Source organism: Embleya sp. NPDC050493, assembly GCF_044458105.1.
Classification (GTDB): domain Bacteria; phylum Actinomycetota; class Actinomycetes; order Streptomycetales; family Streptomycetaceae; genus Embleya.
The window spans coordinates 772029-797928 of record NZ_JBITHP010000002.1; the positions used below are offsets into that span (position 1 = coordinate 772029).

The 25900-nt window shown below is 71.3% G+C and carries 23 protein-coding genes and 1 pseudogene; 16 read left to right on the forward strand and 8 right to left on the reverse strand.

What is annotated here, in order from left to right; all coding sequences use genetic code 11:
* Window positions 1-6: 6 nt before the first annotated feature.
* Together tal and tkt are read right to left on the reverse strand one after the other, a co-directional pair.
* Window positions 7-1119 (reverse strand): transaldolase, encoded by a 1113-nt coding sequence (tal, locus tag ACIBM5_RS06665; protein ID WP_396005710.1) that lies wholly within the window; start codon window positions 1117-1119, stop codon window positions 7-9.
* A gap of 126 nt (window positions 1120-1245) precedes the next feature.
* Window positions 1246-3336, reverse strand: a complete 2091-nt coding sequence (gene tkt, locus ACIBM5_RS06670) for a transketolase (RefSeq protein ID WP_391582537.1) — start codon at window positions 3334-3336, stop codon at window positions 1246-1248.
* Between the two features lie 425 nt (window positions 3337-3761).
* Here tkt and ACIBM5_RS06675 point away from each other — a divergent pair, with 425 nt between their 5' ends.
* Complete coding sequence (locus ACIBM5_RS06675) at window positions 3762-4706, forward strand: heme o synthase (protein WP_391582536.1); 945 nt, start codon at window positions 3762-3764, stop codon at window positions 4704-4706.
* A gap of 132 nt (window positions 4707-4838) precedes the next feature.
* Window positions 4839-5198 carry a hypothetical protein gene (locus tag ACIBM5_RS06680; protein WP_391582535.1) on the forward strand — a complete coding sequence of 120 codons (360 nt, stop codon included), beginning with the start codon at window positions 4839-4841 and terminating at the stop codon, window positions 5196-5198.
* Between the two features lie 17 nt (window positions 5199-5215).
* Here the strand turns inward: ACIBM5_RS06680 and ACIBM5_RS06685 are convergent, their stop codons facing one another.
* Together ACIBM5_RS06685 and ACIBM5_RS06690 are read right to left on the reverse strand one after the other, a co-directional pair.
* The gene (locus ACIBM5_RS06685; protein ID WP_396005711.1) at window positions 5216-5692 is read right to left on the reverse strand and encodes a hypothetical protein; all 477 of its coding nucleotides are present in this window, start codon (window positions 5690-5692) and stop codon (window positions 5216-5218) included.
* A gap of 87 nt (window positions 5693-5779) precedes the next feature.
* Window positions 5780-6277: a hypothetical protein gene (locus ACIBM5_RS06690; protein WP_396005712.1), complete on the reverse strand. Its 498-nt coding sequence runs from the start codon at window positions 6275-6277 to the stop codon at window positions 5780-5782.
* A 398-nt stretch (window positions 6278-6675) separates the two neighbouring features.
* On the opposite strand from ACIBM5_RS06690, the gene egtA reads away from it, so the two are divergent.
* The 4 genes and pseudogenes from egtA to egtD all read left to right on the forward strand — a co-directional run bounded on the left by egtA (window position 6676) and on the right by egtD (window position 11239).
* Window positions 6676-7926: an ergothioneine biosynthesis glutamate--cysteine ligase EgtA gene (gene egtA, locus ACIBM5_RS06695; RefSeq protein ID WP_396005713.1), complete on the forward strand. Its 1251-nt coding sequence runs from the start codon at window positions 6676-6678 to the stop codon at window positions 7924-7926.
* Window positions 7927-8066: 140 nt separating this feature from the next.
* Window positions 8067-9395 carry an ergothioneine biosynthesis protein EgtB gene (gene egtB, locus ACIBM5_RS06700; protein ID WP_396005714.1) on the forward strand — a complete coding sequence of 443 codons (1329 nt, stop codon included), beginning with the start codon at window positions 8067-8069 and terminating at the stop codon, window positions 9393-9395.
* A pseudogene (gene egtC, locus ACIBM5_RS06705) lies at window positions 9395-10114 on the forward strand (ergothioneine biosynthesis protein EgtC); the annotation flags it as partial. The gene egtB and the pseudogene egtC, both read left to right, overlap by 1 nt.
* 147 nt (window positions 10115-10261) lie before the next feature.
* Window positions 10262-11239 carry an L-histidine N(alpha)-methyltransferase gene (gene egtD / locus ACIBM5_RS06710; RefSeq protein ID WP_396005739.1) on the forward strand — a complete coding sequence of 326 codons (978 nt, stop codon included), beginning with the start codon at window positions 10262-10264 and terminating at the stop codon, window positions 11237-11239.
* Window positions 11240-11314: 75 nt separating this feature from the next.
* On the opposite strand, the gene ACIBM5_RS06715 is transcribed toward egtD, so the two are convergent.
* From ACIBM5_RS06715 to ACIBM5_RS06725, 3 genes are all read right to left on the reverse strand, one after another.
* The gene (locus tag ACIBM5_RS06715) at window positions 11315-12274 is read right to left on the reverse strand and encodes a heme A synthase (RefSeq protein ID WP_396005716.1); all 960 of its coding nucleotides are present in this window, start codon (window positions 12272-12274) and stop codon (window positions 11315-11317) included.
* Between the two features lie 92 nt (window positions 12275-12366).
* Entirely contained in the window at window positions 12367-13083 is a 717-nt protein-coding gene (locus tag ACIBM5_RS06720; RefSeq protein WP_396005740.1) for an ABC transporter permease, read from the reverse strand.
* A gap of 83 nt (window positions 13084-13166) precedes the next feature.
* Complete coding sequence (locus tag ACIBM5_RS06725) at window positions 13167-14096, reverse strand: ABC transporter ATP-binding protein (protein WP_396005717.1); 930 nt, start codon at window positions 14094-14096, stop codon at window positions 13167-13169.
* Between the two features lie 200 nt (window positions 14097-14296).
* On the opposite strand from ACIBM5_RS06725, the gene ACIBM5_RS06730 reads away from it, so the two are divergent.
* The 8 genes from ACIBM5_RS06730 to ACIBM5_RS06765 are packed head-to-tail and all read left to right on the forward strand — an operon-like array spanning window position 14297 to window position 20943.
* A complete protein-coding gene (locus tag ACIBM5_RS06730; protein ID WP_396005718.1) occupies window positions 14297-15154 on the forward strand; it encodes a helix-turn-helix transcriptional regulator in 858 nt (285 codons plus the stop codon).
* Window positions 15151-16563: a Fe-S cluster assembly protein SufB gene (gene sufB, locus ACIBM5_RS06735; protein ID WP_020553549.1), complete on the forward strand. Its 1413-nt coding sequence runs from the start codon at window positions 15151-15153 to the stop codon at window positions 16561-16563. Before ACIBM5_RS06730 ends, sufB begins: the two co-directional genes overlap by 4 nt.
* 3 nt (window positions 16564-16566) lie before the next feature.
* Complete coding sequence (sufD, locus tag ACIBM5_RS06740) at window positions 16567-17799, forward strand: Fe-S cluster assembly protein SufD (RefSeq protein ID WP_396005719.1); 1233 nt, start codon at window positions 16567-16569, stop codon at window positions 17797-17799.
* Entirely contained in the window at window positions 17796-18113 is a 318-nt protein-coding gene (locus ACIBM5_RS06745; protein WP_355541499.1) for a non-heme iron oxygenase ferredoxin subunit, read from the forward strand. Before sufD ends, ACIBM5_RS06745 begins: the two co-directional genes overlap by 4 nt.
* A 7-nt stretch (window positions 18114-18120) precedes the next feature.
* Window positions 18121-18885, forward strand: coding sequence for a Fe-S cluster assembly ATPase SufC (gene sufC / locus ACIBM5_RS06750; protein ID WP_391582527.1), 765 nt, complete (start codon window positions 18121-18123; stop codon window positions 18883-18885).
* Window positions 18882-20141, forward strand: a complete 1260-nt coding sequence (locus tag ACIBM5_RS06755) for a cysteine desulfurase (RefSeq protein WP_391582526.1) — start codon at window positions 18882-18884, stop codon at window positions 20139-20141. Before sufC ends, ACIBM5_RS06755 begins: the two co-directional genes overlap by 4 nt.
* Window positions 20142-20161: 20 nt before the next feature.
* Window positions 20162-20614: a Fe-S cluster assembly sulfur transfer protein SufU gene (gene sufU / locus ACIBM5_RS06760; protein ID WP_396005721.1), complete on the forward strand. Its 453-nt coding sequence runs from the start codon at window positions 20162-20164 to the stop codon at window positions 20612-20614.
* Window positions 20611-20943 (forward strand): metal-sulfur cluster assembly factor, encoded by a 333-nt coding sequence (locus tag ACIBM5_RS06765; protein WP_355541487.1) that lies wholly within the window; start codon window positions 20611-20613, stop codon window positions 20941-20943. Before sufU ends, ACIBM5_RS06765 begins: the two co-directional genes overlap by 4 nt.
* A 204-nt stretch (window positions 20944-21147) precedes the next feature.
* Here the strand turns inward: ACIBM5_RS06765 and ACIBM5_RS06770 are convergent, their stop codons facing one another.
* Entirely contained in the window at window positions 21148-24111 is a 2964-nt protein-coding gene (locus ACIBM5_RS06770; protein ID WP_396005722.1) for a hypothetical protein, read from the reverse strand.
* A 434-nt stretch (window positions 24112-24545) separates the two neighbouring features.
* Between ACIBM5_RS06770 and ACIBM5_RS06775 the strand changes: the two genes are divergently transcribed.
* Together ACIBM5_RS06775 and ACIBM5_RS06780 are read left to right on the forward strand one after the other, a co-directional pair.
* A complete protein-coding gene (locus ACIBM5_RS06775; RefSeq protein ID WP_396005723.1) occupies window positions 24546-24977 on the forward strand; it encodes an ATP-binding protein in 432 nt (143 codons plus the stop codon).
* 228 nt (window positions 24978-25205) lie between these two features.
* Complete coding sequence (locus ACIBM5_RS06780; RefSeq protein ID WP_396005724.1) at window positions 25206-25754, forward strand: hypothetical protein; 549 nt, start codon at window positions 25206-25208, stop codon at window positions 25752-25754.
* Window positions 25755-25900: the final 146 nt, after the last annotated feature.

The window sequence follows — 25900 nt, forward strand, 5'->3', positions numbered from 1 at the left end:
CGGGCGTCAGCCCTTGACGAGCCGCTCCAGCTCGCCCTGCACGGACGCGAGCAGCTCGTTCCAGGAGGTCTCGAACTTCTCGACACCCTCCTCTTCGAGCAGGTCGACGACCTCGTCGTAGGAGATGCCGAGCTTGGCGATCGCGTCCAGGTCGGCCTGGGCCGACTCGTACGTGCCGTGCACGGTGTCACCGGTGATGGAGCCGTGGTCGGCGACCGCGTCCAAGGTGGCCTCGGGCATCGTGTTCACCACGCCCTTGACGACCAGGTCGTCCACGTACATGGTGTCGCGGTACGCCGGGTCCTTGACGCCGGTCGAGGCCCACAGCGGGCGCTGCGGCCGGGCGCCGGCGGCGGCCAGGGCCTGCCAGCGCTCCGTGCCGAAGACCTCTTCGTAGGCCTGGTAGGCCAGCCGCGCGTTGGCGACGGCCGCCTTGCCGGCCGCGGCCTTGGCCTCGTCCGTGCCGAGCGCCGTCAGCCGCTTGTCGATCTCGGTGTCCACGCGGGAGACGAAGAAGGACGCCACGGACTCGATCTCGGAGATGTCCAGGCCGGCCGCGCGGGCGCGCTCGATGCCCTCGACGTAGGCCTCCATCACCGCGCGGTAGCGCTCCAGCGAGAAGATCAGCGTGACGTTGACACTGATGCCCTCGGCGAGCGCCTGCGAGATCGCGGGCAGACCGGGCTTGGTGGCCGGGATCTTGATGAACAGGTTCGGCCGGTCGACGAGCCACCACAGCTGGCGGGCCTCGGCGATGGTCGGCTCGGTCTTGTGCGCGAGGCGCGGGTCGACCTCGATCGAGACCCGACCGTCCACCCCGTTCGTCGCGTCGTAGACCGGGCGCAGCACGTCGCATGCCCGGCGCACGTCGGCCGCGGTGATCATCCGCACGGCCTCTTCGACGGTCACGCCGCGCACGGCGAGGTCGCGCAGCTGCGTGTCGTAGACGTCGTTGCCGGTGATCGCCTTCTGGAAGATCGCCGGGTTGGTGGTCACGCCGACGACCTCGCGGTCGCGGACGAGTTCCTGCAGGTTGCCGGACTCCAGCCGCGTCCGGCTCAGGTCGTCGAGCCACACGGCCACGCCCTCGGCGGACAGGCGACGCAGGGGTTCCGTCATGACACTTTGCTCCTTATCGAGTCGGCGGCCGGACCCGGCCGCCTTGTGGGCGGCGGATCGGCGCCCGGCGTGGGCGGTGTCGGGCGGGTGTTGCCACCCGACACCGCCCACAGGGTTACGTGATCTTCAGCTACCGGCGTGCGCCAGGGATTCCCGAGCGGCCGAAACGACCGCCTCGTGGGTCAGCCCGAACTCGGCGAACAGCTTCTTGTAGTCCGCCGACGCGCCGAAGTGCTCCAGCGAGACGATCCGGCCCGCGTCGCCGACCAGCTCGCGCCAGCCCTGCGCGATGCCGGCCTCGACCGACACGCGCGCCTTGACCGACGGCGGCAGCACGTGCTCGCGGTACGCCTGGTCCTGCTCGTTGAACCACTCCAGGCAGGGCAGCGAGACGACCCGGGTCGGCACGCCCTCGGCCTCCAGCACCTCGCGCGCCGCGACCGCGGTCTGCACCTCGGAGCCGGTGCCGATCAGGATCACCTGCGGGGTGCCGCTGGACGCCTCGGCCAGCACGTAACCGCCGCGCGCGGTGCCCTCGGCCGGGCCGAACTCGGTGCGGTCCCAGGTCGGTACGTCCTGGCGGGTGAGCAGGATGCCGGCCGGACGGTCCGTGGTCTCCAGGATCTTGCGCCATGCCACCGCGACCTCGTTCGCGTCCGCCGGGCGGACCACGTCCAGGCCGGGGATCGCGCGCAGCGCCGCGATGTGCTCGATCGGCTGGTGGGTCGGGCCGTCCTCGCCCAGGCCGATCGAGTCGTGCGTCCACACGTACGTCGTGGGCAGCTTCATCAGCGCGGCGAGCCGCACGGCCGGGCGCATGTAGTCGCTGAACACCAGGAACGTGCCGCCGTAGATGCGCGTCCCGCCGTGCAGCGCGATGCCGTTCATGGTCGAACCCATGGCGTGCTCGCGGATGCCCCAGTGCACGGTGCGGCCGTAGGGGCTCGCGCCCTCGAGCGGGTTGCCCTCGGGCAGGAACGAACTGCCCTCGTCGATCGTGGTGTTGTTCGACTCGGCGAGGTCGGCCGAGCCGCCCCACAGCTCGGGGATGACCGCGCCGAGCGCGGCGAGCACCTTGCCGGAGGCCTTGCGGGTGGCGACCGGCTTGCCGGCCTCGAACTCCGGCAGCACCTTCTCCCAGCCGTCGGGCAGCCGACGGGCGGAGATCCGGGCGTGCTCGGCGGCGCGCTCGGGGTTGGTCTCGGCCCACTTGGCGAACGCGCTCTTCCACGCGTCGTGCGCCGCGCGGCCGCGGTCGACCACCTTGCGGGCGTGCGCCAGCACGTCGTCGGCGATCTCGAAGCTCTGCTCCGGGTCGAAGCCCAGCACCTTCTTGGTGGCCGCGACCTCTTCGGCGCCCAGCGCCGAGCCGTGCGCCTTGCCGGTGTTCTGCGCGTTCGGCGCGGGCCACGCGATGATCGTGCGCATGCCGATCATGGTCGGCCGGCCGGTCTCCGCCTTGCCCGCCTCCAGCGCCGCGTGCAGCGCCTCGACGTCGATGTCGCCGTTGGCCTGCGGCTCGACCCGGATGGTGTGCCAGCCGTAGGCCGCGTAGCGGGCGAGGACGTCCTCGCTGAACGCGGTCTCGGTGTCACCCTCGATCGAGATGTGGTTGTCGTCGTAGACCACGACGAGGTTGCCCAGCTTCTGGTGACCGGCGAGCGAGCTGGCCTCGGCGGAGATGCCCTCTTCCAGGTCGCCGTCGGAGGCGATCACCCAGATGGTGTGGTCGAACGGCGAGGTGCCGGGGGCGGCTTCGGGGTCGAACAGGCCGCGCTCGTAGCGGGCGGCCATCGCCATGCCGACCGCGTTGCCCACGCCCTGGCCGAGCGGCCCGGTGGTGGTCTCGACGCCGGCGGTGTGGCCGTGTTCGGGGTGACCGGGCGTGCGGCTGCCCCAGGTGCGGAACGACTTGAGGTCGTCCAGGGTCAGGCCGTAGCCGGACAGGTAGAGCTGTGTGTACAGGGTCAGGCTGGTGTGCCCCGGGGACAGCACGAAACGGTCGCGGCCGGTCCAGTCCGGGTCGGTCGGGTCGTGGCGCAGGAACTTCTGCCAGATGAGGTAGGCCGCGGGGGCCAGGCTCATGGCCGTTCCGGGGTGGCCGTTACCGACCTTCTGAACGGCGTCCATCGCCAGCACGCGAGCGGTGTCGACGGCTCGCTTGTCGAGGTCGCTCCAGTCGAGAGAGCTGTTGTCGGGGGTCGGCTTGGTGCTCACCCTGTTCAGGGCTCCTTCCGGGGTCTTCCGGGATAGGCCGAATAAAAGCGGCCGGCTCGGGACCTTCGCCCCGGCGCCTCAGGCACGTGGCCGAGCCTACCGGGGGTGACATGGTCCCTCGCTCGGAGGACGCCCACGCGGGTGGTGACTTTCACCTTGTGGACAGGACGGGAGATACGTGGGGGCCGGGTGCGACCCACGGTGGGCACGGGGCCGGACGCACGGCGACCTTCGTCTCGGCTACCCGGCGGTGCTGCGGGCATGCCCCCGAGGGTTTGTGCCCCTGGTGAGGGACTACAGTTTCCTGCTAGTGGGTCCGGGCCTGGACGCTCCGACGCCGCTTGCATACCGCTTACATATTGACGAGCAAACCGGCTTCCGGGCGGCACCCGGGCCCGGCCGAAAACGCTGCTGATGGGGTGTTCGTGACAGCCGTCGAATCCCGACCGGCCGGGCTGGTGGGAAATGCGCCCGCCGGCGCCCGCCCGCCGATGGCCCGGATTCTCGCATTCGTGGCCCTCACCAAGCCGCGCATCATCGAACTGCTGCTGATCAGCACGATTCCGGTGATGTTCCTCGCGGCGCACGGCCTGCCGGACCTGGGTCTGGTGCTCCTGGTCGTGTTCGGCGGCTACCTCTCCGCGGGCAGCGCGAACGCCTTCAACATGTACCTCGACCGGGACATCGACCGGCTGATGCACCGCACCGAACGCCGGCCGCTGGTCACCGGAATGGTGTCGCCGCGCGAGTCGATCGTGTTCGCGAGCGTGCTGGGCGTGGTTTCCACCGCGTGGTTCTGGTTCCTGGTCAATCCGCTGTCCGCGGCGCTTTCGGTCTTCGCGATCTTCTATTACGTGGTCGTCTACACGATGCTGCTCAAGCGGCGCACACCGCAGAACATCGTGTGGGGCGGCATCGCCGGCTGCATGCAGGTGTTGATCGGCTGGACCGCGGTGACCAATTCGCTGGACTGGGCCCCGGTGGTGCTGTTCGCGGTGATCTTCTTCTGGACGCCGCCGCATTATTGGCCGCTGTCGATGAAGTTCACCGACGACTACACCAACGCCGGCGTGCCGATGTTGCCAGTGGTCGCGGGCAACAAGGTCGTGGCGAACCAGATCGTGGCCTACAGCTGGGTCATGGTCGGCGTCTCGATGCTGCTGTGGCCGGCCGCGGACACCGGCCCGCTCTACCCGATCGCGGCGGCGCTGCTGGGCATCGCGTGGTTGTGGGAGGCGCACGGTCTCCAGCGTCGGGCCAAGGCCGAGATCACGGGTGGCAAGCTCAAGGAGATGCGGCTGTTCCACTGGTCGATCACCTACCTGACGCTCCTGTTCGTCGCGGTGGCGGTCGACCCGCTGTTGTTCTGATCCGATTCGGCTGGTGCGGTCCGGCTTTTCGATCCGATCCGGTCCGGTTGATCCGCGCGATTCCGGGCGACGTGATCCGGACCACGCGCATTCGCCCGGATCCGGCGGCGTGCCCTCGGTAATGTGGGCGCCATGACGGACACCGAGACCACGACGGCCACGCCGGACCCGGGTTCCCCGGATGCGCGGGTCGAGCGACAGGTGCGCAGGATCGCCAAGCACATCGAGCGCTTCACCGCCGCACACGGCGGCGGGGGCGACGCGATCGTCGAGTACGTCGGGCGCGACGCGACCCGGATCGTGCTCGTCGGGGCCGACGGGGCGTGGGGTGACCAGGTCGTCCGCGACCCGGACATCGCGCGGGCGGCCATCGCCAAGGCGGGCGTCACGCTGCACGAGGAGTTCCCGAACGACCTCGCGGCGAAGGTGCGCACGACCAAGTACGAATGGTCCCGGATGGCGGGCCTGCAACTGGGCGGCTCGCAGGGTTGATCCGGTCCTTCACGACGTCACGCGGGCGGCCCTGCGTACGGGTTGAGTGCCCGGAACCGGACGGTGTCGCTGCGACGGTCGAACCACAGTTTGGTGGAGTAGCCGTCGCCGTCGCGGTCGAGTTCGTGCGAACGGATCCACTGCGGGTTCTTCGGCCCCTGGCCCGCGAGCGACTTCTCGAACCAGGAGGAGAAGCCGTCGGCCGGCCCCTCGGAGACGAAGGCGTGGGTCGCCGTCAGCTCGGCGAGTTTTCCCGGTGCCAGCCGGGCGAAGCCGGAGAGCACCAGCTCCGGCGACGGTAGGTCGCGGTCGTTGTCCCGGCTGCTGACCCACCTGGCGTCGGTGAGCGCGCCGAGCACCGGGAACGCCCGCTCCAGCGGTGCGGTTTCGGTGTGCCAGTCCTCCTCGGCCCCGTTCGTCACCTGCCGCACGGCCCACCAGGCGGGTAGGACCGCGAGCCCCGCCCCGATCCCCAACAGTGTCCGTCGCTCCAACGCGTCCTCCTGAATGCCGCTGCGGGGGCCTCATCCGGATCGAGCGCCGCACCCGGACCACCTGTTGATCACGACCACATACGTGCCTTAAGGCAGCAGGCCCACCCGGCGGCGGAGGTCGGCTTCGGGGGTCAGGGTGGTCGGATCGATCCGGGTCCGCTCGGGCACGTACCGCTCGTAGAGGCTCTCGCCGCCGCGCGGGATCGGCTGCCGGTCCAGGAGTACGAGCAGGTCGGAGCGGGCGCATGCGTACGCCCGGACCGCCCGCACCGCCGCGTCGTGGCGCTCGTCGGTCGGATCCTCGTCCCTGACCCGCACCGCCTCGTGCGCCCGGTCCTCCGCGGCCCGGGCCCGAACGTACGTCGGCGCGACGTCGTGGTGCCAGGCGGCGAGGTCGAAGAGCAGCCTGTCGCGCCGGGCCGCTTCGAGGCGGTGACCCGAATCCTCCGCGGCGCCCTCGGGCGCCGGCGCGAAGAAGGCGAACCCGCGCTCCCGATGCAACGGATGGTCGTGCTCGTGCCTGCCGGTGTAGCCGTCCAGGTCGATGGGCGGCATCGGGGTCGGCGTCGGCTGCGCGGCGGTCATCGCACCATGACAGGGCACGCGTACGGCGTTGTCCAGCATTGGTCGCGTCGTCACCCGGACCGATGAATCGCCGGCCGGCCGGGCGGACCCGGACCCGGGCCCGGGATCGGGCGGATGGCCGACGCCCCGCCCTCCCGTGTCGAGCGGTACGCCCGCGCCCACGCCCCCGCGCGCCACCTGCGGATATCGCCCGGGGCTACCCAGGGCAACCAGGCGGTCTCGTCCCGGAGCCGTTCGGGCGCCATGTGGGCGTGGTTCGGGGTTCACGGGGGTACGGGTGTTCCGGTCCTGTTCGCCGGGTACAGCAGAGCGGGAAAGTGACATGAGGGACCGAACCGGGGACCTCGACCGGGACCGGACCACGGGACCACACGATGGACCGAAGGAGTGAGAGGGCGATGGCTACCGCTCTGAAGGAGGACGACGCACAGGCCCACGTGCACGGCGTGTGCTTCAAGACCGGCCCACCCGCACGGGTCGGGATCGAGCTGGAATGGATCGTGCACGACGGCGCCGACGCCCGCCGGGAGGTGGCGCCGGAGCGGCTGGACGAGGCCCTGGCCCCATTGAAGGCGCAGGGGCTGCCGTTCGGCAGCGGATTGACCCGCGAGCCGGGTGGACAGGTCGAGCTGAGCTCACCGCCCGCCACCTCGCTCGCCCGATGCGCCCAGGACCTCCGGGCCGACACGGCGGCCCTGGAGCAGGCGCTGGCGGCGAGCGGACTGGTGCTCGCCGGCCACGGCCTGGAGCCGTATCGGGACCCGCGACGGATCGTGGACCATCCCCGCTACCGGGCCATGGAGGCGTACTTCGACCGGGACGGCGCATGGGGCCGGATGATGATGCGCGGCACCGCGTCCGTGCAGGTCAACCTGGATGCGGGAGAGGAGGGCGAGGGCCGCCGGGGCTACCGATCGCGCTGGGAACTGACCCACCGACTAGGCCCCGTACTGGTCGCCGCGTTCGCCAACTCCCCGCTGTGGCAAGGCAAACCGACCGGATGGCGGTCGACCCGACAACTCGTCTGGGCCCGGATGGACCCCGGCCGCACCCGGCCGCCGGGACCACCGCCGGGAGCCGACCCCGACCCGCGCGCCGCATGGGCGTGCTACGCGCTGGACGCCCCGCTGCTGTGTGTGCGCGGCAGTTCGGCGGACGGCTGGACCGCACCCGAGGGGCTGACCTTCCGCTCCTGGCTGCGCGGCGCACCCGGAGTGCGCCCACCCACCCTGGAGGATCTCGACTACCACCTGACCACGCTCTTCCCGCCGGTCCGCCCGCGTGGCTGGCTGGAGCTGCGGATGATCGACGCCCAGCGCGGTGACGACTGGGTCGTCCCCGCGGCGATGGCCGCCACCCTCTTGGACGACCCGGTCGCGGCCGAGGCGGCCTGGGAGGCGACCGAGCCGCTGTGTCCGAACGGCTCGGCGGTGCCGACCGATTCGGTCTGGAGCCGGGCCGCCCGACTCGGGCCCGCCGACCCGGTACTCGGCAAGGCGATTCGGGCGTGCTTCGCGGCCACCGAGAACGCCCTCTCCGACAACGGCACCCCCGGACCGCTCCGTGCGGCCGTCGCCGAATTCACCAGGCGCTACGCCGAACGGGGCCGATGTCCCGCGGACGACCTGCTGGAAAGGACCAGTCGATGAAGTCGTTGAAGCCGTCGCAGTCGCCGAAGGCGTCGAAGCAGTCGAAGCGGTCCCGGCGAGCGAGGTCGCAGGCCGCGCAGCCGACCGAAGCCGGCCGGCCCACCCGATCCACGCGATCCGCAGAACCGACCGACACGCACGTGGCGCCCCCGGTCGCCGACCGCCGGACGATAGCCCGGGCCGCGCTGGCCCGGGCCCGAGCCCGGACGCTGGCTCTCACCGACTGCCTGACCGACGAGGAACTGACCGCCCAACACTCCCGGTTGATGTCGCCGCTGGTCTGGGACCTGGCGCACATCGGCAATCAGGAGGAGCTGTGGCTGGTCCGCCGGGCCGGCGGTGAACCGGCGCTGCGTCCGGACCTGGACCCGCTCTACGACGCATTCCGGCACCCGCGTGCCGACCGGCCCGCGCTGCCCCTGCTCGGACCCGAGCAGGCCCGGGAATACGTCGGGATGGTGCGCGAACACACTTCGCGCGTACTGGAATCCGTCGATCTCGACACCGGCGGCGACCCGCTCCTGGCCGAGGGATTCGTGTTCGGCATGCTCGCCCAGCACGAGCAACAACACGACGAGACCATGCTGGCCACCCACCAACTGCGGCTGGGGGAACCGGTGTTGCATGCGCCCGCACCGCCCGGAGCGGCCGACGCGGCTGCCCTGCCGCAGGAGGTCCCGGTCGCCGCGGGACCGTTCGAGATGGGCACCGACACCGACCCGTGGGCGCTGGACAACGAACGACCCGCGCACATCGTGGACGTACCGGAGTTCTGGTTGGACACCGTGCCGGTGACCAACGCGGCCTACCAGGAGTTCATCGCCGACGGCGGGTACGCGGACGAGCGTTGGTGGAATCCGCAGGGTTGGCGACACCGACAGGAGGCCGAGCTCACCGCGCCGCTGTTCTGGCGGCGCGACGGGGACACGTGGCTGCGCCGGCGGTTCGGCCGGACCGAACCCGTGCCGCCCGACGAACCGGTCCTGCACGTGTGCTGGTACGAGGCCGACGCCTACGCCCGCTGGGCCGGCCGGCGGTTGCCGACCGAGGCCGAGTGGGAGAAGGCAGCCCGGCACGATCCGGCCGGCGGGCGCTCGCGGCGGTATCCGTGGGGCGACGCGGAGCCCACCCCCGAACACGCCAACCTCGGCCAACGGCACCTGCAACCGGCGCCCGCCGGCGCGTACCCGGCGGGTGCCGCGGCGTGCGGGGCCCGACAGCTGCTCGGCGACGTCTGGGAGTGGACCGCCTCCGACTTCCTTCCCTATCCCGGGTTCGCGGCGTTCCCGTACCGGGAGTACTCCGAGGTGTTCTTCGGCCCCGGCCACAAGGTGCTGCGCGGCGGCGCGTTCGGCGTGGACGAGGTGGCCGCCCGAGGCACGTTCCGCAACTGGGACCTGCCGATTCGTCGGCAGATCTTCGCCGGCTTCCGGACCGCCCGCGACGCGGCGCCCCGGGAGGCGCGCTGATGTGCCGTCATCTGGCCTATCTGGGACCGGAGATCACCCTCGCCGAGGTGCTGACGGACCCGGCGCACGGCCTGTACGAGCAGTCCTGGGCGCCGCGTCGGCAGCGCCACGGGACGGTCAACGTGGACGGCTTCGGCTTCGGCTGGTACCCGGGCGGATCGGCCGAAGCGGGCTCCGGCGACGCGGCCGAGGCCGTCGTGGACGTCGAACCGGCCCGCTACCGGCGGGCGTTGCCGATCTGGGCCGATCCGAATCTGCCCGACCTGGCCCGCACCGTGCGCAGCGGCGCGTTCCTGGCCGCCGTGCGCAGCGCCACCGCCGGCACCAGCCAGGACGAGGCCGCGGCGGCGCCGTATCGGGACGGCCGCCTGCTGTTCAGCCACAACGGCGCGATCCCGGACTGGACCCGGTTGCCGATCGGGCCCGCGCTCGACCCGGCCGACCTGCTGAACCTGGAGGCGCGCTGCGATTCGGCGCTGCTGTGGGCCATGCTCGCGCGCCGACTCCGCCGGCGCGAGCCGGTCGGCGGGGCGCTGGCCTCGCTGGTGCGCGGGATCGCCGAGGTACGCCCGAATGCCCGGCTCAACATGTTGCTCACCGACGGGGCGACCGTCTTCGCCACCCGATACGGGGACACCCTCTGGTACCGCACCGCCCCCGGGCGGGTCCTGGTCGCCTCCGAGCCCGACGAGGACACGGTCGGCGGCTGGGGCGCGTGGGTCGAGGTACCCGATCGTTCCCTTCTCGTGGCCACCCGCAGCGGTGTCCGCATCGCCGCGATCCGCCCCGTACGGGCCGTCGCCGCACGTCCGCCATCCGCCGCACAGGCACAACGTCCGTCATCCGCCCCACAGGAACGGCGTCCCATGAACAGCCGCTTCACCCTCGACCACCGGCTGCCGGCCGACTATTTCGACACCACCCTGCGCGCCGACGTGCTCCGGGGCCTCACCGCGCCGACCAAGTCGCTGCCGCCGAAGTGGTTCTACGACGCGCGCGGCAGCGAGTTGTTCGAGGAGATCACCCACCTGCCCGAGTACTACCCCACCCGCGCCGAACACGAGATCCTCACCCGGCGCGCCGAGGAGATCGCCGCCGCCACCGGGGCCCACACCCTGATCGAGCTCGGCTCCGGTTCCTCCCGCAAGACCCGGCTGCTCCTGGACGCGCTCACCGCCGCCGGCACGCTGGACCGCTACGTGCCGCTGGACGTGAGCGACTCGGCGCTGACCCAGGCCGGTGAAGCGCTGTGCCGCGACTACCCGGCGCTGCGGGTCGCGGCCACGGTCACCGACTTCGAACACGACCTGGCCCTGGCCGACGAACCCGGCCCCCGCCTGCTCAGCTTCCTGGGCAGCACGCTCGGCAACCTCGACCCGGCCCAGCGCGTGGACTTCTACCGCATCCTGCGCCGTGCCCTGAGCGCCGACGACACCCTGCTGCTCGGTGTCGACCTGGTCAAGGACCCCGGCGTGCTGGTCGCCGCCTACGACGACAGCCAGGGCGTCACGGCCGCCTTCAACAAGAACGTGCTGCACGTGCTCAACCGCGAACTCGACGCCGACTTCGACCCCGACGCCTACGACCACGTCGCCCTGTGGAACGCCGAGGCGGAGCGCATCGAGATGCACCTGCGCTCCCGCGTCGACCAGACCGTCAAGATCCCGACCCTCGACCTCTCCGTCGACTTCGCGCGCGACGAACTGCTGCGCACCGAGATCTCCACCAAGTTCCGCCGCGCCCCGCTGGAAGCCGAACTCGGCACGGCAGGCTTCACCATCCGCCACTGGTGGACCGATCCCCGGGAGCGCTTCGCCCTCCTGTTGGCGGTCCCCACCCGCTGACCCGGGAGGTCCCCGAACATCGAAACGGGTCGAACCCGCGAGGGTTCGACCCGTTTCCGCGCCGGCGTCCGGCGGTCAGTAGCGGGTGGCGACCGGTTCGCGCAGTTCGGCGTCGTCGAAGTGGCCGATCTCGGCTTCGGGCGATGCGTCGCCGCGGATGCGCAGGCCGAACAGGGCGCGGGTGGCGGTGACCACGGTGAGGGCGGCGCCGAGCATGTGGGTGAGGACCATCCACTCGGGGAGGCCGTTGAAGTACTGGATGTAGCCGATCAGGCCCTGCGGGATCAGCACGGCCAGCAGCCACCAGACGCGGTGCTGGGCGTCCGTGGGGGCGTCGGTGACGCGCAGGGCCAGGGCCAGGGCGACGGCCGCGCCCAGGAGCAGGAAGGCCAGGTCGGCGTGCAGCCAGGCCATCTGGTCGATGTCCACGTCGAAGCGCTTGGCCTTGAGGTCGCCCGCGTGCGGCCCCGAGCCGGTGACCACGGTGCCGATCACGACCAGCGCGCCGGCCACGGCCAGCGTGCCGTAGCCGAACCAGCGGATCTCCGGGCGCACCGGCAGCCGGGCCGGTGCGTCGCCCTCGCCGCCGCGTTCGTACAGCGCGACCGCAGAGGCGATCAGCAGCATGGACAGCAGCAGGTGACTGGCCACCGCCATCGGGTGCAGGTCGGTCAGCACGGTGATGCCGCCCAGTACGGCCTGGCCGACGACCGTGCCGATCTGGATCCAGGCCAGCGTGGTGATGTCCTTGCGGCGCACGGTCAGCCGGTATGCGGCCACCACGCAGGCCACCGCGATCGCGCCGACCACGTAGGTCAGCATGCGGTTGCCGAACTCGATGTACGCGTGATGGCTGACCGCCTGGTGCGGCGTCCAGTCGCTGGTGTCCTTGTCGCACCGGGGCCAGGTGTCGCACCCCAGGCCCGAGTCGGTGAGTCGGACGAGACCGCCCGTGACGACGATGCCGATCTGCGCCACCAGGTTCGCGAGGAACACCCGGCGGGCGACGGGGGGGGAGACGGCCTGCAGACTCATGCGCGACATGCTACGTCGTGAATGAATTCACAAGCGCACCAGGGGTGTCGACCGATGCCGATCCCGCGCCGCACCCGCCGCGCTCGCGGACCTCACTCCCAGCGGAAGAAGCGCGCCGCCGCGCCCAGGCCCAAAACCGCCCAGACCGCCAGGATCGCCAAGTCGCCCAGCGGCAGCCCGGATCCGTCCCGGAGCACGTCCCGCAGCCCGTCCGACAGCGCCGAGATCGGCAGCAGCGCGAGCGTGTGCTCGACCCCGGAGGGGAACTTGTCCGGCGGCACGATCACCCCGCCGCCCAGCAGCAGCAGGATGAACACCAGGTTCGCGCCGGCCAGCGTGGCCTCGGCGCGCAGTGTCCCGGCCATCAACAGGCCCAGCCCGGAGAAGGCCGCGGTGCCCAGCAGGAGCAGCAGGACCACCCACACCGGATTGCCGTGCGGCGACCAGCCCAGCGCCAGCGCGATCACCACGAGCAGCGCCACCTGGAGGATCTCCACCAGGACCACGCAGGCCGTCTTGGCGAGCATCAGCCCCCACCGCGGCAGCGGCGTCGAGCCGAGCAGCTTGAGCACGCCGTAGCGGCGCTCGAACCCGGTCGCGATCGCCTGCCCGGTGAACGCGGTCGACAACACCGCCAGCGCGAGCACGCCCGGCGTCAGGAAGTCCACCCGCTCGCCGTCCCCGGTGTCCACGATGTCCGCCGAGGAGAAGACCACCAGCAGCAGCGTCGGGATGATCACCGTCAGTAGCAGCTGCTCACCGTTGCGCAGCAACATCCGGGTCTCCAGCGCGCTCTGCGCCAGGATCATCCGGCGCAGCGGCGCCGCCCCCGGCGCGGGCGCGAACGTACCGCGCGTCCCGTCCTGCGATACCGCAGCCTTCGCCACCGCGCTCAACTCCGCAGCTCCCGTCCGGTCAGCTCCATGAACACGTCCTCCAGGCTGCGTCGTTCCACCGTCAGCCGCTCGGGCATCACCCCGTGCTGCGCGCACCACGAGGTCACCGTGGCCAGCAGCTGCGGGTCGATCTCGCCCTCGATCCGGTACGCACCGCGGGACACCTCCAGCGCCTTGGCGCCCTCCGGCAGCGCGTTCAGCAGCGAGCCCAGGTCCAGGCCGGGCGGTCCGGCGAAGCGCAGCGAGTTCTCCGCGCCGTCGTGGCACAGCGCCTCGGGCGAGCCGGACGCGATCACCCGGCCCCGATCCACGATCGCCACCTCGTCGGCGAGCTTTTCGGCCTCGTCCATCAGGTGGGTGGTCAGCACCACGCTCACCCCGTCGCCGCGCAGCTCGCGCACCAGATCCCAGGTGGCGTGCCGGGCGTGCGGGTCGAGTCCGGCGGTCGGCTCGTCCAGGAAGACCAGCTCGGGGCGGCCGACCACGGCGAGCGCGAGCGCCAGGCGCTGCTGCTGTCCGCCGGACAACCGCCGGTAGGTGGTCCGCCCGCACGAGCCCAGGCCCAGCCGCTCGATCAGCATCGACACGTCCAGGGGGTGGGCGTGCAGCTTCGCCACGTGGCGGAGCATCTCCTCGGCGCGCGCCCCCGAGTACACGCCGCCCGACTGCAACATCACCCCGATCCGGGGCCGCAGCGCGGCGGCGTCGCGCACCGGGTCCAGGTCGAGCACCCGCACCTCGCCCGCGTCGGCGCGCCGGTAGCCTTCACAGATCTCGATCGTGCTGGTCTTCCCGGCACCGTTGGGGCCGAGCACCGCGGTCACCAGGCCGCGTTCGACGGTGAGCGAGAGCCCGTCCACGGCGGTCTTGTCGCCGTAGCGCTTGACCAGGCCCGTGATCGCGACTGCCGGCGGCGAGGAGTCCATGACGAGTCAGTCTAGAAAGGTCTCGGCATCCCTCGTGGCGGGGTCGTCCGGATCGGTCTACCTGACGGGCCGTCAGGAAATCCGCAGGTCGGGCCGGGTGCGACGCGAGGTGTGTTGTTAGGCACACCTAAGTGACGGACCGCACGTGATCGCCGTTTGGTCTGGGGACCGATTAACGCAACAATGGTGTTGTGGAATACATGCGAACGAGCGAAGAGGCACCGAGGCGGACCCCCGCCGCGGCTGTCGGCACGCCCGAGCATGACGGTCACGAGGGCACCCGGCACCGGGTCACCCGCTCGATCGTCGACCACGGCCCGTCCACCGCGGCGGACCTGGCCGAGCGACTGGAGCTGACCCCGGCGGGCGTGCGTCGCCATCTGGACGCACTGGTCGCCGAGGGTGTCGTCGAGGCCACCGAGCAGCGCGTCTACGGGCGCCGAGGCCGGGGTCGCCCGGCCAAGGTGTTCGCGCTGACCGACGTCGGCCGCTCCGGCTTCCACCAGGAGTACGACGAGCTGGCGGCGGATGCGCTGAGCTTCGTGGCCGAGCACCTCGGCGACGAGGCTGTGACGAAATTCGCCCGCGAGCGGCTTGCCGCGCGCGAGGAGAGGTATCGTCCCTCGGTCGAGTCCGCACCCCCCGGGGAGCGGGCCCGAGCGCTGGCCGAGGCGCTGTCCGCCGACGGGTATGCCGCGAGTGCGCGGCCCGCACCCGGCGGAGAGCAGCTTTGCCAGCACCACTGTCCGGTGGCTCACGTCGCCGAGCGGTTTCCGCAGCTCTGCGAGGCCGAGGCCGAGGCGTTCGCGCGCCTTCTCGGTACGCACGTGCAACGGCTGGCGACGATCGCCCACGGCGACGGCGTCTGCACCACGCACGTTCCCGCTGTACAGGCTGAATCGGCCGGTCCGACCGGCCGCAGGGTCGGCTCGTCCGGCCCGAAGGCCGGCTCGTCCGGTCGCAAGAACAGCGAAGACAAGAATCCGCCGCGCCGGGGCCCTTCCCGTCTGCGGGAATCGACCGACGCCACCCCGGCTTCCGGGAGGACTACTTCATGACCACCGACGCTCGCCCCGAGCTCGAGGGCCTGGGCACCTACGAGTACGGCTGGGCCGACTCGGACACCGCCGGTGCCTCGGCGCGACGAGGCATCTCCGAAGAGGTCGTCGCGGACATCTCGGCGAAGAAGTCCGAGCCCGAGTGGATGTTGAAGCAGCGCATGAAGGGCCTTCGGCTCTTCGGCAAGAAGCCGATGCCGACGTGGGGCTCCGACCTCTCCGGGATCGACTTCGACAACATCAAGTACTTCGTGCGCTCGACCGAGAAGCAGGCCGCCTCGTGGGAGGACCTGCCCGAGGACATCAAGAACACCTACGACCGGCTCGGCATCCCGGAGGCGGAGAAGCAGCGCCTGGTCGCGGGCGTCGCCGCCCAGTACGAGTCCGAGGTCGTCTACCACCAGATCCGCGAGGACCTGGAGGAGCAGGGCGTCATCTTCCTGGACACCGACACCGGGCTGCGCGAGCACCCGGAGCTGTTCAAGGAGTACTTCGGCTCGGTCATCCCGACCGGCGACAACAAGTTCTCCGCGCTGAACACCGCGGTGTGGTCCGGCGGCTCGTTCATCTACGTCCCGCCGGGCGTGCACGTGGAGATCCCGCTCCAGGCCTACTTCCGGATCAACACCGAGAACATGGGCCAGTTCGAGCGCACGCTGATCATCGCCGACGAGGGCTCCCACGTGCACTACGTCGAGGGCTGCACCGCGCCGATCTACAAGTCGGACTCGCTGCACTCGGCCGTGGTCGAGATCATCGTCAAGAAGAACGCCCGGGTGCGGTACACGACCATCCAGAACTGGTCGAACAACGTGTACAACCTGGTGACCAAGCGCGCGGTGGCCCACGAGGGCGCCACGATGGAGTGGATCGACGGCAACATCGGTTCCAAGGTCACCATGAAGTACCCGGCCGTGTGGCTGCTCGGCGAGCACGCCAAGGGCGAGACGCTGTCGATCGCCTTCGCGGGCGAGGGCCAGCACCAGGACGCCGGTTCGAAGATGGTGCACTGCGCCCCGAACACGTCGTCCAACATCGTGTCCAAGTCGGTCGCGCGCGGCGGTGGCCGCACCTCCTACCGCGGTCTGGTCCAGATCGAGGAGGGTGCGCACGGTTCGACCTCGTCGGTCAAGTGCGACGCGCTGCTCGTGGACACGATCAGCCGCTCGGACACCTACCCGTACGTCGACGTCCGCGAGGACGACGTGTCGATGGGTCACGAGGCGACCGTCTCGAAGATCTCCGACGACCAGCTGTTCTACCTCATGAGCCGCGGCATGACCGAGGACGAGGCCATGGCGATGATCGTGCGCGGGTTCGTCGAGCCCATCGCGCGCGAACTGCCCATGGAGTACGCCCTCGAGTTGAACCGCCTGATCGAGCTTCAGATGGAAGGGGCTGTGGGCTAGTCCATGGCTGCGAACACCAACACTCCCGGTAGCACGACCGCCGGATCGATTGCCGTGCGCGAGGCCGGGGCCGAGAACGTGCTCGCCGGCCCCGGCACCGGTCGCTCGGTCGCCCAGCCCGCGGACGCCCGTCAGGTCGCCGTCGCGTCCTACGACGTGGCCGACTTCGTGGTGCCCACCGGCCGCGAGGAAGACTGGCGGTTCACCCCGCTGGCCCGCCTGCGCGGCCTGCACGACGGCACCGCCGCGGGCGGCGACCGGGGCGAGGTCACCGTCTCGGTGACCGCGCCCGAGGGTGTCACCGTCGAGACGGTGGACCGCTCCGACGCGCGGATCGGCCGCGCCGGCGCGCCCGTCGACCGGGTCGCGGCCCAGGCGTACAGCTCGTTCGAGAAGGCCACGCTCGTCGTGGTCGGCAAGGACACCCAGCTCGCCGAGCCGGTCGTGGTCACCCTGCACGGCGCCGGCGGCACCGCGTTCGGGCACGTCACGATCGAGGTCGAGCGGTTCGCCGAGGCGACCGTCGTGCTCGACCACAGCGGCTCCGCGACCTACGCGCAGAACGTCGAGTTCATCGTCGGCGACGGCGCCAAACTCAAGGTCGTCTCGATCCAGGACTGGGACGCCGACTCCGTGCACGTGGCCTCGCACCTGACCCGGGTGGGTCGGGACGCGTCCTTCACGTCGGTCGTGGTCACCCTCGGCGGCGACCTGGTCCGGCTGTTCCCGCGCGTGGTCTACGACGCCCCGGGTGGCGACGCCGAGCTGTACGGCGTGTACTTCGCCGACGCCGGCCAGCACCTGGAACACCGGCTGTTCATCGACCACGACGTGCCCCAGTGCCGCAGCCTGGTCACCTACAAGGGCGCGCTTCAGGGTGCGGACGCGCACACGGTGTGGATCGGCGACGTGCTCATCCGGGCCGCCGCCGAAGGCACCGACACCTACGAGCTGAACCGCAACCTGGTGCTCACCGACGGCGCGCGCGCCGACTCGGTGCCCAACCTGGAGATCGAGACCGGCGAGATCGCCGGCGCCGGGCACGCCAGTGCGACCGGGCGCTTCGACGACGAGCAGCTCTTCTACCTCCAGTCGCGCGGCATCCCGGCGGACGAGGCCCGCCGCCTGGTCGTGCGCGGCTTCTTCGCCGAGGTGATCTCCCGGGTCGGCCTCGCCGACCTCCAGGAGCGGCTGATGAAGCAGATCGAGGCGCGCCTCGAAGGCGGCGCCCGATGAGCTATCTCAAGGCCTGCGCCGAGACCGACCTGCACGAGGACACGCCGCTGCGCGTCGTGCTCGACGAGGTCCCGGTCACCCTCGTGCGCACCGAGGGCGACGTGTACGCGATCAACGACGTGTGCTCGCACGCCAACGTGTCCCTCTCCGAGGGCGAGGTCGAGGACTGCACGATCGAGTGCTGGCTGCACGGCTCGCGCTTCGATCTGCGCACCGGCCGCCCCTCGGGCCCCCCGGCCAACCTGCCGGTCCCCGTGTACCCCGTGAAGATCGACGGCGGCGCCGTCTATGTCGAAGTGAACCAGGAGTCCTGAGTCCGTTATGGCAACGCTTGAGATCCGCGACCTGCACGTCAGTGTGGACGCCGAGAACGGTCCGCGCGAGATCCTTCGCGGCGTCGACCTGACCGTGAAGCAGGGCGAGACCCACGCCATCATGGGCCCGAACGGCTCCGGCAAGTCCACCCTGGCGTACTCGGTCGCGGGCCACCCGAAGTACAAGGTCACCGGCGGCAGTGTGCTGCTCGACGGCGAGGACGTGCTGTCCATGACCGTCGACGAGCGGGCCCGCGCCGGCCTGTTCCTGGCCATGCAGTACCCCGTCGAGGTCGCCGGCGTCTCGGTGTCCAACTTCCTGCGCACCGCCGCCACCGCCACCCGTGGCGAGGCCCCCAAGCTGCGGCTGTGGATCAAGGAGGTCAAGGAGGCCATGGAGCGCCTCCAGATGGACCCCGCCTTCGCCGAGCGCAACGTCAACGAGGGCTTCTCCGGCGGCGAGAAGAAGCGCCACGAGATCCTTCAGCTGGAGCTGCTCCGCCCGAAGATCGCCATCCTCGACGAGACCGACTCCGGTCTGGACGTCGACGCGCTGCGCGTGGTGTCCGAGGGTGTCAACCGGGTGCAGGCGACCGGCGAGATCGGCACCCTGCTGATCACCCACTACACGCGCATCCTCAAGTACATCAAGCCCGACCACGTGCACGTCTTCGCAGGCGGCCGGATCGTCGAGTCCGGCGGCGCCGAGCTCGCGGACAAGCTCGAGGACGAAGGCTACGAGGCGTACACCGGCAAGGGGGAGACTGCATGACAGTGCACCTGCCGGGGCTGCTCGACACGGACGTGATCCGCAAGGATTTCCCGATCCTCGAACGGCTCCTGCACGGCGACCGACCGCTTGTCTATCTGGACAACGCGGCCACGTCGCAGACCCCGCGCCAGGTGATCGACGCCATGACGCAGTACTACGCGAACAGCAACGCGAACGTGCACCGAGGCGTGCACGTGCTGGCCGAAGAGGCCACCGCGCTCTACGAGGGCGCCCGGGACAAGGTCGCGGAGTTCATCAACGCGCCCAGCCGGGACGAGGTGATCTTCACCAAGAACTCCTCCGAGGCGATCAACCTCGTGGCCAACATGCTGACCTGGGCGGACGAGCCGTTCAAGGTCGGCGTGGGCGCCGACGTGGTGATCACCGAGATGGAGCACCACTCGAACATCGTGCCGTGGCAGCTGCTCGCGCAGCGCACCGGCACGAAGCTCAAGTGGTTCGGTCTCACCGACGAGGGCCGGCTCGACCTGTCGAACATCGAGCAGGTGATCACCGAGGAGACCAAGGTCGTCTCGGTCGTGCACACCTCGAACATCCTCGGCACGGTCAACGACCTGGAGCCGATCGTGCGCCGCGCGCACGACGTCGGCGCCCTGGTCGTGGTCGACGCGTCGCAGGCCGCGCCGCACACCGTGCTGGACGTACAGGCTCTGGGCGCCGACTTCGTCGCGTTCACCGGCCACAAGATGTGCGGCCCGACCGGCATCGGCGTGCTCTGGGGCCGGCTGGGTCTGCTGGAGGAACTGCCGCCGTTCCTGGGCGGCGGCGAGATGATCGAGACCGTGACGATGAGCGCGTCCACGTACGCGCCCGCGCCGCACAAGTTCGAGGCCGGCACCCCGCCGATCGCGGAAGCGGTCGGGCTCGGTGCGGCGATCGACTACCTGTCGGCGATCGGCATGGATCGTGTCGCCGCGCATGAGCACGCGATCACGGGGTACGCGATCGACGCGCTCAACGCCGTCGAGGGTCTGAAGATCATCGGCCCGGCGGACAACGTGGCGCGCGGTGCGGCGATCTCCTTCACGTTCGGCGACATCCACCCGCACGACGTGGGTCAGGTGCTCGACGAGCAGGGCATCGCGGTCCGGGTGGGTCACCACTGCGCCCGTCCGGTGTGCCTGCGCTACGGCGTGCCGGCGACCACGCGGGCCTCGTTCTACCTCTACTCCACTCCGGCCGAGGTCGACGCGCTCGTGGCCGGGCTGGAACATGTTCGACAGTTCTTCGGCTGAACGGGGCGGGAGGCGAAGAGATGAAGCTTGACGGGATGTACCAGGAGATCATCCTGGATCACTACCGGCACCCCCACAACAAGGGGCTGCGGGACCCGTTCGACACCCAGGTCCACCACGTCAACCCGACCTGTGGGGACGAGGTCACGCTGCGCGTGAAGCTGGACGGCGAGAAGGTTCTCGACGTCAGCTACGAGGGCCAGGGGTGTTCGATCAGCCAGGCCAGCGCGTCCGTGATGACCGACCTGGTGATCGGGCACACCATCGAGGACGCGATGCACGCCGGGGACGAATTCCTCGCGCTCATGCAGTCCAAGGGACAGGGCGAGCCGGACGAGGACGTCCTGGAGGACGCCGTGGCGTTCGTCGGCGTCAGCAAGTACCCGGCGCGGGTGAAGTGCGCGCTGCTGGGGTGGATGGCCTTCAAGGACGCCACCGCGCAGGCGCTGCAGACGACGGAAGGGCAGAAATGACCGAGACGCAGGCGCGTCCCGCGGCTACGCCGGAGGACGTCACCGAGGCCATGTACGACGTCGTCGACCCCGAGCTCGGGATCAACGTCGTCGACCTGGGTCTGGTGTACGGCGTACACGTCGACGACGCGAACATCGCGACCATCGACATGACGCTCACCAGTGCGGCGTGTCCGCTCACGGACGTGATCGAGGACCAGACGCGGACCGCGACCGAGGGGATCGTCGCGGACATGCGGATCAACTGGGTCTGGATGCCGCCGTGGGGGCCGGACAAGATCACCGACGACGGACGCGAGCAGCTGCGCGCGCTGGGGTTCAACCTGTAGCCTCCCGGGCCGGCGGGCCCTTTGGCCTCGAACGCCGGGTTTTGCCTGGTCGGCGTTGGGCGTTTCGGTTCGGCCGGGGTGGCTTCAGGCGCCGGCCGGGCTGGGGTTGCCTGGTCGGCCTTGCGCGTTTTGGTTGGGCTTGGGTGGGTGTGGAAAGCGCCGGGTGGGTCGATGGATGTCGGCCCGCCCGGCGCTTTCGCCTTGTCAGGGGCGGGGTTGGGTTACGCCGAGGAGTTCGAGGACGTCGGTGTCGCCGCGTTGTTGGAGGCGTTGGAGGACGGCCTTGAGGTCGATGCCGGGGTCGAGGCCGATTCGGGCACCGAGGAGCTCGGGGAGGTTGACCTGCTCCGGGACCGGGTCCACGCCGGTGTGGCGTAGGGCGCGGGCCCAGCGGGGGAGCCGGACCGTGGCGTCGCCGCGGACCAGGCGGGCCTCCAGGCGGCCCTGGTGGATGGACGAGATGAAGACCATGTCGCCCTCGTGCGCGGTCAGGCCGGCCAGGATGGCGCGCAGGGACACCAGGTAGGGCGTGTCGGACCAGCGCAGCGCGGCGGGGCCGTGCCCGTGGTGCAGGCGGACCTGCCCCCCGGGGGTGACGCCCAGGGCCTGGGCGAACGCGACCGGCAGCTTGACCGGTTCGCCCTCGATCATCGCGGTGGACACGTCCACCCGGAACGCCCACGCGCCGTTGTCCTCGCGGAAGCAGCCCGCGGTCCAGGACGGATCGCCGATCGGCGCCGCCTGCCGCTGCTTCTGGGCCGGCCGCTCCAGGGTGTCCGCCGAGCGGGAGAGCACTTGGCCGTTCTCCACCTGGAAGCCGTCCAGCCGGCTGATCCAGGCGGTCTGCAGCGGCTCGCGGATACCCATCGCGGCCAGGTCGCGCTGCAGAGCCCGAAGCGGCACCGGGCCGTGTGCGCAGGCCGCGTCCAGTGTGCTCTGGGTACGCTCGGACAACTCGCCGAGCGGCGCGCCGGACAGCCAGCCGTCCACCGACGTGTGCAGGCCGAGCAGGCCGCGCAACACCTGCCACACCTGGATCTCCAGGCCCGGCACGATCTCGGTGTGCTTGGGGTGCAGCGCGCGCAGCTCGGACACCGTGGTGAGCACACCGAGTCGGTCCCGGACGAAGCTCAGGTGGACCCGGACCGGGGCGCCCTCCGAGCGGGCGATCCGCTCGTCCAGGTTGCGCCGCAGGTCCCGCTCCAGGACCTTGACCTCGGCCGGCGAGGTGCCGAACTCGGCTGCCAGCGACTCCAGTTCGCGCGGCGAGTCGGTGAACAGGCGATCCCGGGCGAGGATCTTGCGCTGCGGTTCGGCGGCGGTGAACCAGGACCCCAGGACGGCGACCGGGTCGCCGCCGCCGGGTTCGCCGGCGCGCGGCAGCGGCCGGTCGACGAGCATCGTGGCGTCCTGGGTTCCGGGCAGCGAGCCCGGCACCATCTCGACGGTGGCCTCGGGGTCGGCGGCGGCGGCCTTGGTGCCCCGGTTGGTCCGCGGCACCGCCGAGTGGTCCGGCGGCGCGGGCACGGACGGCACCTCCGCGGCGGGCGCACCGGCGGCCGGCTCCGCGACGGACGTCGGGGCCGGCGCGGTGCGCGGCGGGTGACTCGGTCGAGGCGGGATGCGCAGGCCCTCGGGCGTGCGTGCCACGTCCGACTCGCCGACCACCGGCAGCCGGCCCGCGGTGGGCGGCGGGACCTCGCCGAACGCGTCCTGCCCGAGGTCCTCGGTGGCATCACTCCCGGTGGAATCGGCCGCGGTGGACTTCGACTTCGGGTCCGACTTCGGGTCCGACTTCGACTTCGGTTTCGGCGCCGGGTCGGTCGGCCCGCGGCCCTTGATCGTGCGGAGCGGGATGTCCGCGACCGTCATCGGCGGCGTCTCGCCGAACGCGTCCAGGCCGGGCAGGTCGCCCTCGGTCGCGGGCTCGGCGGACACGGCGCGCGGCGGCACGTCCTCGGTGGTGTCCTCGGTCCGGATCACCGGCTCCCGACGGCTGCCGGATCCCGACCCGATCCCGGGCTCGTCGGACCCTTCGGCGGGGGAGGGCGACGCGGACCCGGCTCGGGGTTCGGACTCGGCCGTCGGCTTGCGGCCGGCCGGTGCGGCCGGGGCCACGTCGGCCCGGGTGGGCGGCGGGACCTCGCCGTACGCGTCGCGGCCCGTCGCCGGCTCCGGCGTCGCCGCGGGCGGCCCGCTCGGCTCGGCCGCGGCTTCGTCCGTCTCGGGCGTCTCCGGTGCGGCCACCGGCGCCGGCGGCATCACGAGCGAGGCACGCAGCCCGGACGGGACCTGGGTGAGCAGCGCGGTCAGCGCCGTTCGGACCTCGTCCGAGGCGTCCTCCAGGCCGACCACCGCTGCGGTCTCCAGGGTGACCTGGGCGAGTTGTGCCATCAGCGGTACATCCGGCGCCTGGGCGGCCAGCCAGCGCACCACCGTGCCCAGTTCGGCGGTCAGCGGCTCGGGCAGCTTGACCGGGCGCAGTTCGTCCTCGTCCAGGTCGCCCCAGTCGTCCGGGTTGTCCCAGTCGCCGTCCGCCGGCGCGGCCGGGATCGCGGCGCTCGACGCGACGGGCACCGGCTCGGGAGTGGACTCGGGCTCCGGGTCCGGCTCGGTCGGAGTCGGTTCCGGCTGCTCCTCGACCGCGGACGCGGATGCCTGCGCCGGTACGGGCTCGCTCGCCGCGGTGTCGGGTGCGCCGAACACCGCGTCCACGTCCACCGATTCGTCGTCCGCGGGCAGTAGTCCGAGCACCTCCTCGAACAGCCGGGCCACCAGGGGCCGCACCGTCGAGGTGCCGATCTGGGTCCAGTCGCCGACTTCGCGCACGGTGGTGGTGAGCAGGTCCGCCCAGTCCGGCGTACGCACCATCACGTTCGTCCGGGCGCCGTCGGGCCACTGGGACAGCCGGAAGCCGTTGCGGGCCAACCACGCCCCGGGCAGCAGGTCGCCCAGGCGCAGGTGTCGAAGTTCGGTGTAGGCCAGATCGGCGAGCCGCCCCGGGAGCTCGTCCCGGCCGAAGGTGTCCGCGGCCCGCACCACGGGCACGCTCATCCACCACGCCGCGGGCAGATCCTCGTGTTCGAGGTAGTCCGCGACGAGTTCGGGCGCGACGAAGCGCAGGGCCGGTACGAAATCGGCCAGAGTGGCCTGGAGCCGGGGCTGCATGCAGGTCCTCCGTGACGCGGTCGGTACCCCCGACGTTAGCGGCCGGGTGGCGAGCCGGCACCGGGTGTCCGGGCCGTTGCCATCTGCTTGCGGGACGAAGCGGCGGATCGGTTGGTTCCCCGAGCCCCGTCCCGGGCCGTGCGATACGAGTCACGCGGCGGCCCCGGCGCGCTGCTCGGAGCGGCTGTCGTCGGGAATCGCTACCCCGCCGAGCCGGGCGGGAACCGCGTCCGGGGCGCCCGACGGCGCCTTTGTCGGCGGCGCGCGCCGATCGAGCGCCGGTCGCGCGTCCATCGCCGGGCCGCGCCACGTTTCACCGGGGGGAAAGAAGTCGATCTCACCAACAGCGGGGACAAGTGGCGGCTAGTTTGGACAAAGGTCGCCGATGACTCCGGCCGCCTCATCCGTGCCACCAGGGGAGAGCAGGGGGAGACGTGGGCGAAACCGCATCATCGCCGCGACCCGGGGAGTCTTCGGCCGGCCCGCTGCTCCTGTCACTGCGGTTGACGGCCACCGTGGAAGCGGTCCCACGAGCGCGGCACGCGTTGCGTCGAGTGCTCGACGAGCGGGTTCCCGACGCACCCGTCGACACTCTCGAACTGCTCCTGTCCGAGCTGGTGACCAACGCGGTCAAACACTCGACGCGAGGTCATACGGTCGCGCTGGCCGTGCTGCGGCGGGAGAACTCGATCCGGATCGCGGTCGTGGACAACGACGCGGCGCTCCCGACGCCGGGCGACGCGGTGGACCTGCTCGACGAACACGGGCGCGGGCTGCTGCTGGTGGACGCGATGGCGGAGGAGTGGGGCAGCTATCCCGTGCCGGACGGCAAGGTGGTCTGGTGCGACGTCAAGACCGTGGAGTGAACTCGGGCGCGTGGCGCGTGGGTTGGTGGTCGGTGTGGGTGGTGCGCGTTCGGTGCGGCGGCGCGGGGGGTGCGGGGTGCCGGCGGTGCGGCGTGGTGCTGCGTGGTGGTGCGTGGTGCGTGATGCGGGGTAGGGGCGGTTTAAACCAATAAGGGCGATTGATGGCGTAATTGGATCTTGGCGGGCACTCTGACAGGGACAGAGTCCACCCTGTGCAAGGAGAGTCCGTTGCGCGAACAGACCATCGGGGAACACCTCGACCGGCTGGCCGATCCCGACGTCGCGGGATGGGGGGCCGCTGCCGCGCTCCAAGCCGCGCAGGCTGCGGCGTTGATCGAGCGGGCGGCGGCGCTGGCGCTGCACACGACGGACGCCGAGGAGACGATGCGCGCGGCGCGGGCCGAGGCGGGGCGGATGCGGGAGCGGGCGATGCGGGTGGGCCTTGCGGCCGGAGTGGATTCCGTTGCCGTGGGCGAGGCCGAAGTGCCGTTGCGCATTGCCGCGTTGGCGGCGGATCTGATCGGGCTCGCGAGGACGGTTCGCGATGGTGCGGACGAGGACGTGTTGCCCTGTCTCGCGGCGGCTGCGGCCGGTGCGAGGGCTGCGCTGGAGGCTTCGGCTGCGTGGCTGTCGTCGCACTTCGCCGACGGCGGGGGGCGAGATGTGCGGTTGCGGTTGGCGCGGCATCTTTCGGCTGTTGCCGATGCGGAGGAGATCGTGGATCGGTCGCGGTCGGCCTTGGTCAACGTGCGGGGCCTCAAGCGCCGGCTGGGCTGAGGTTGTGTTCGGCGGGCGTTGCGTCTTGGTTGGGTTGGGTTGGCCTCAAGCGCCGGCCGGGCTGATCGGCCTCAAGCGCCGGCCGGGCTGGGTGGCCTCAAGCGCCGGCCGGGCTGAGTGGCCTCATGCGTCGGACGGGCTGGGGT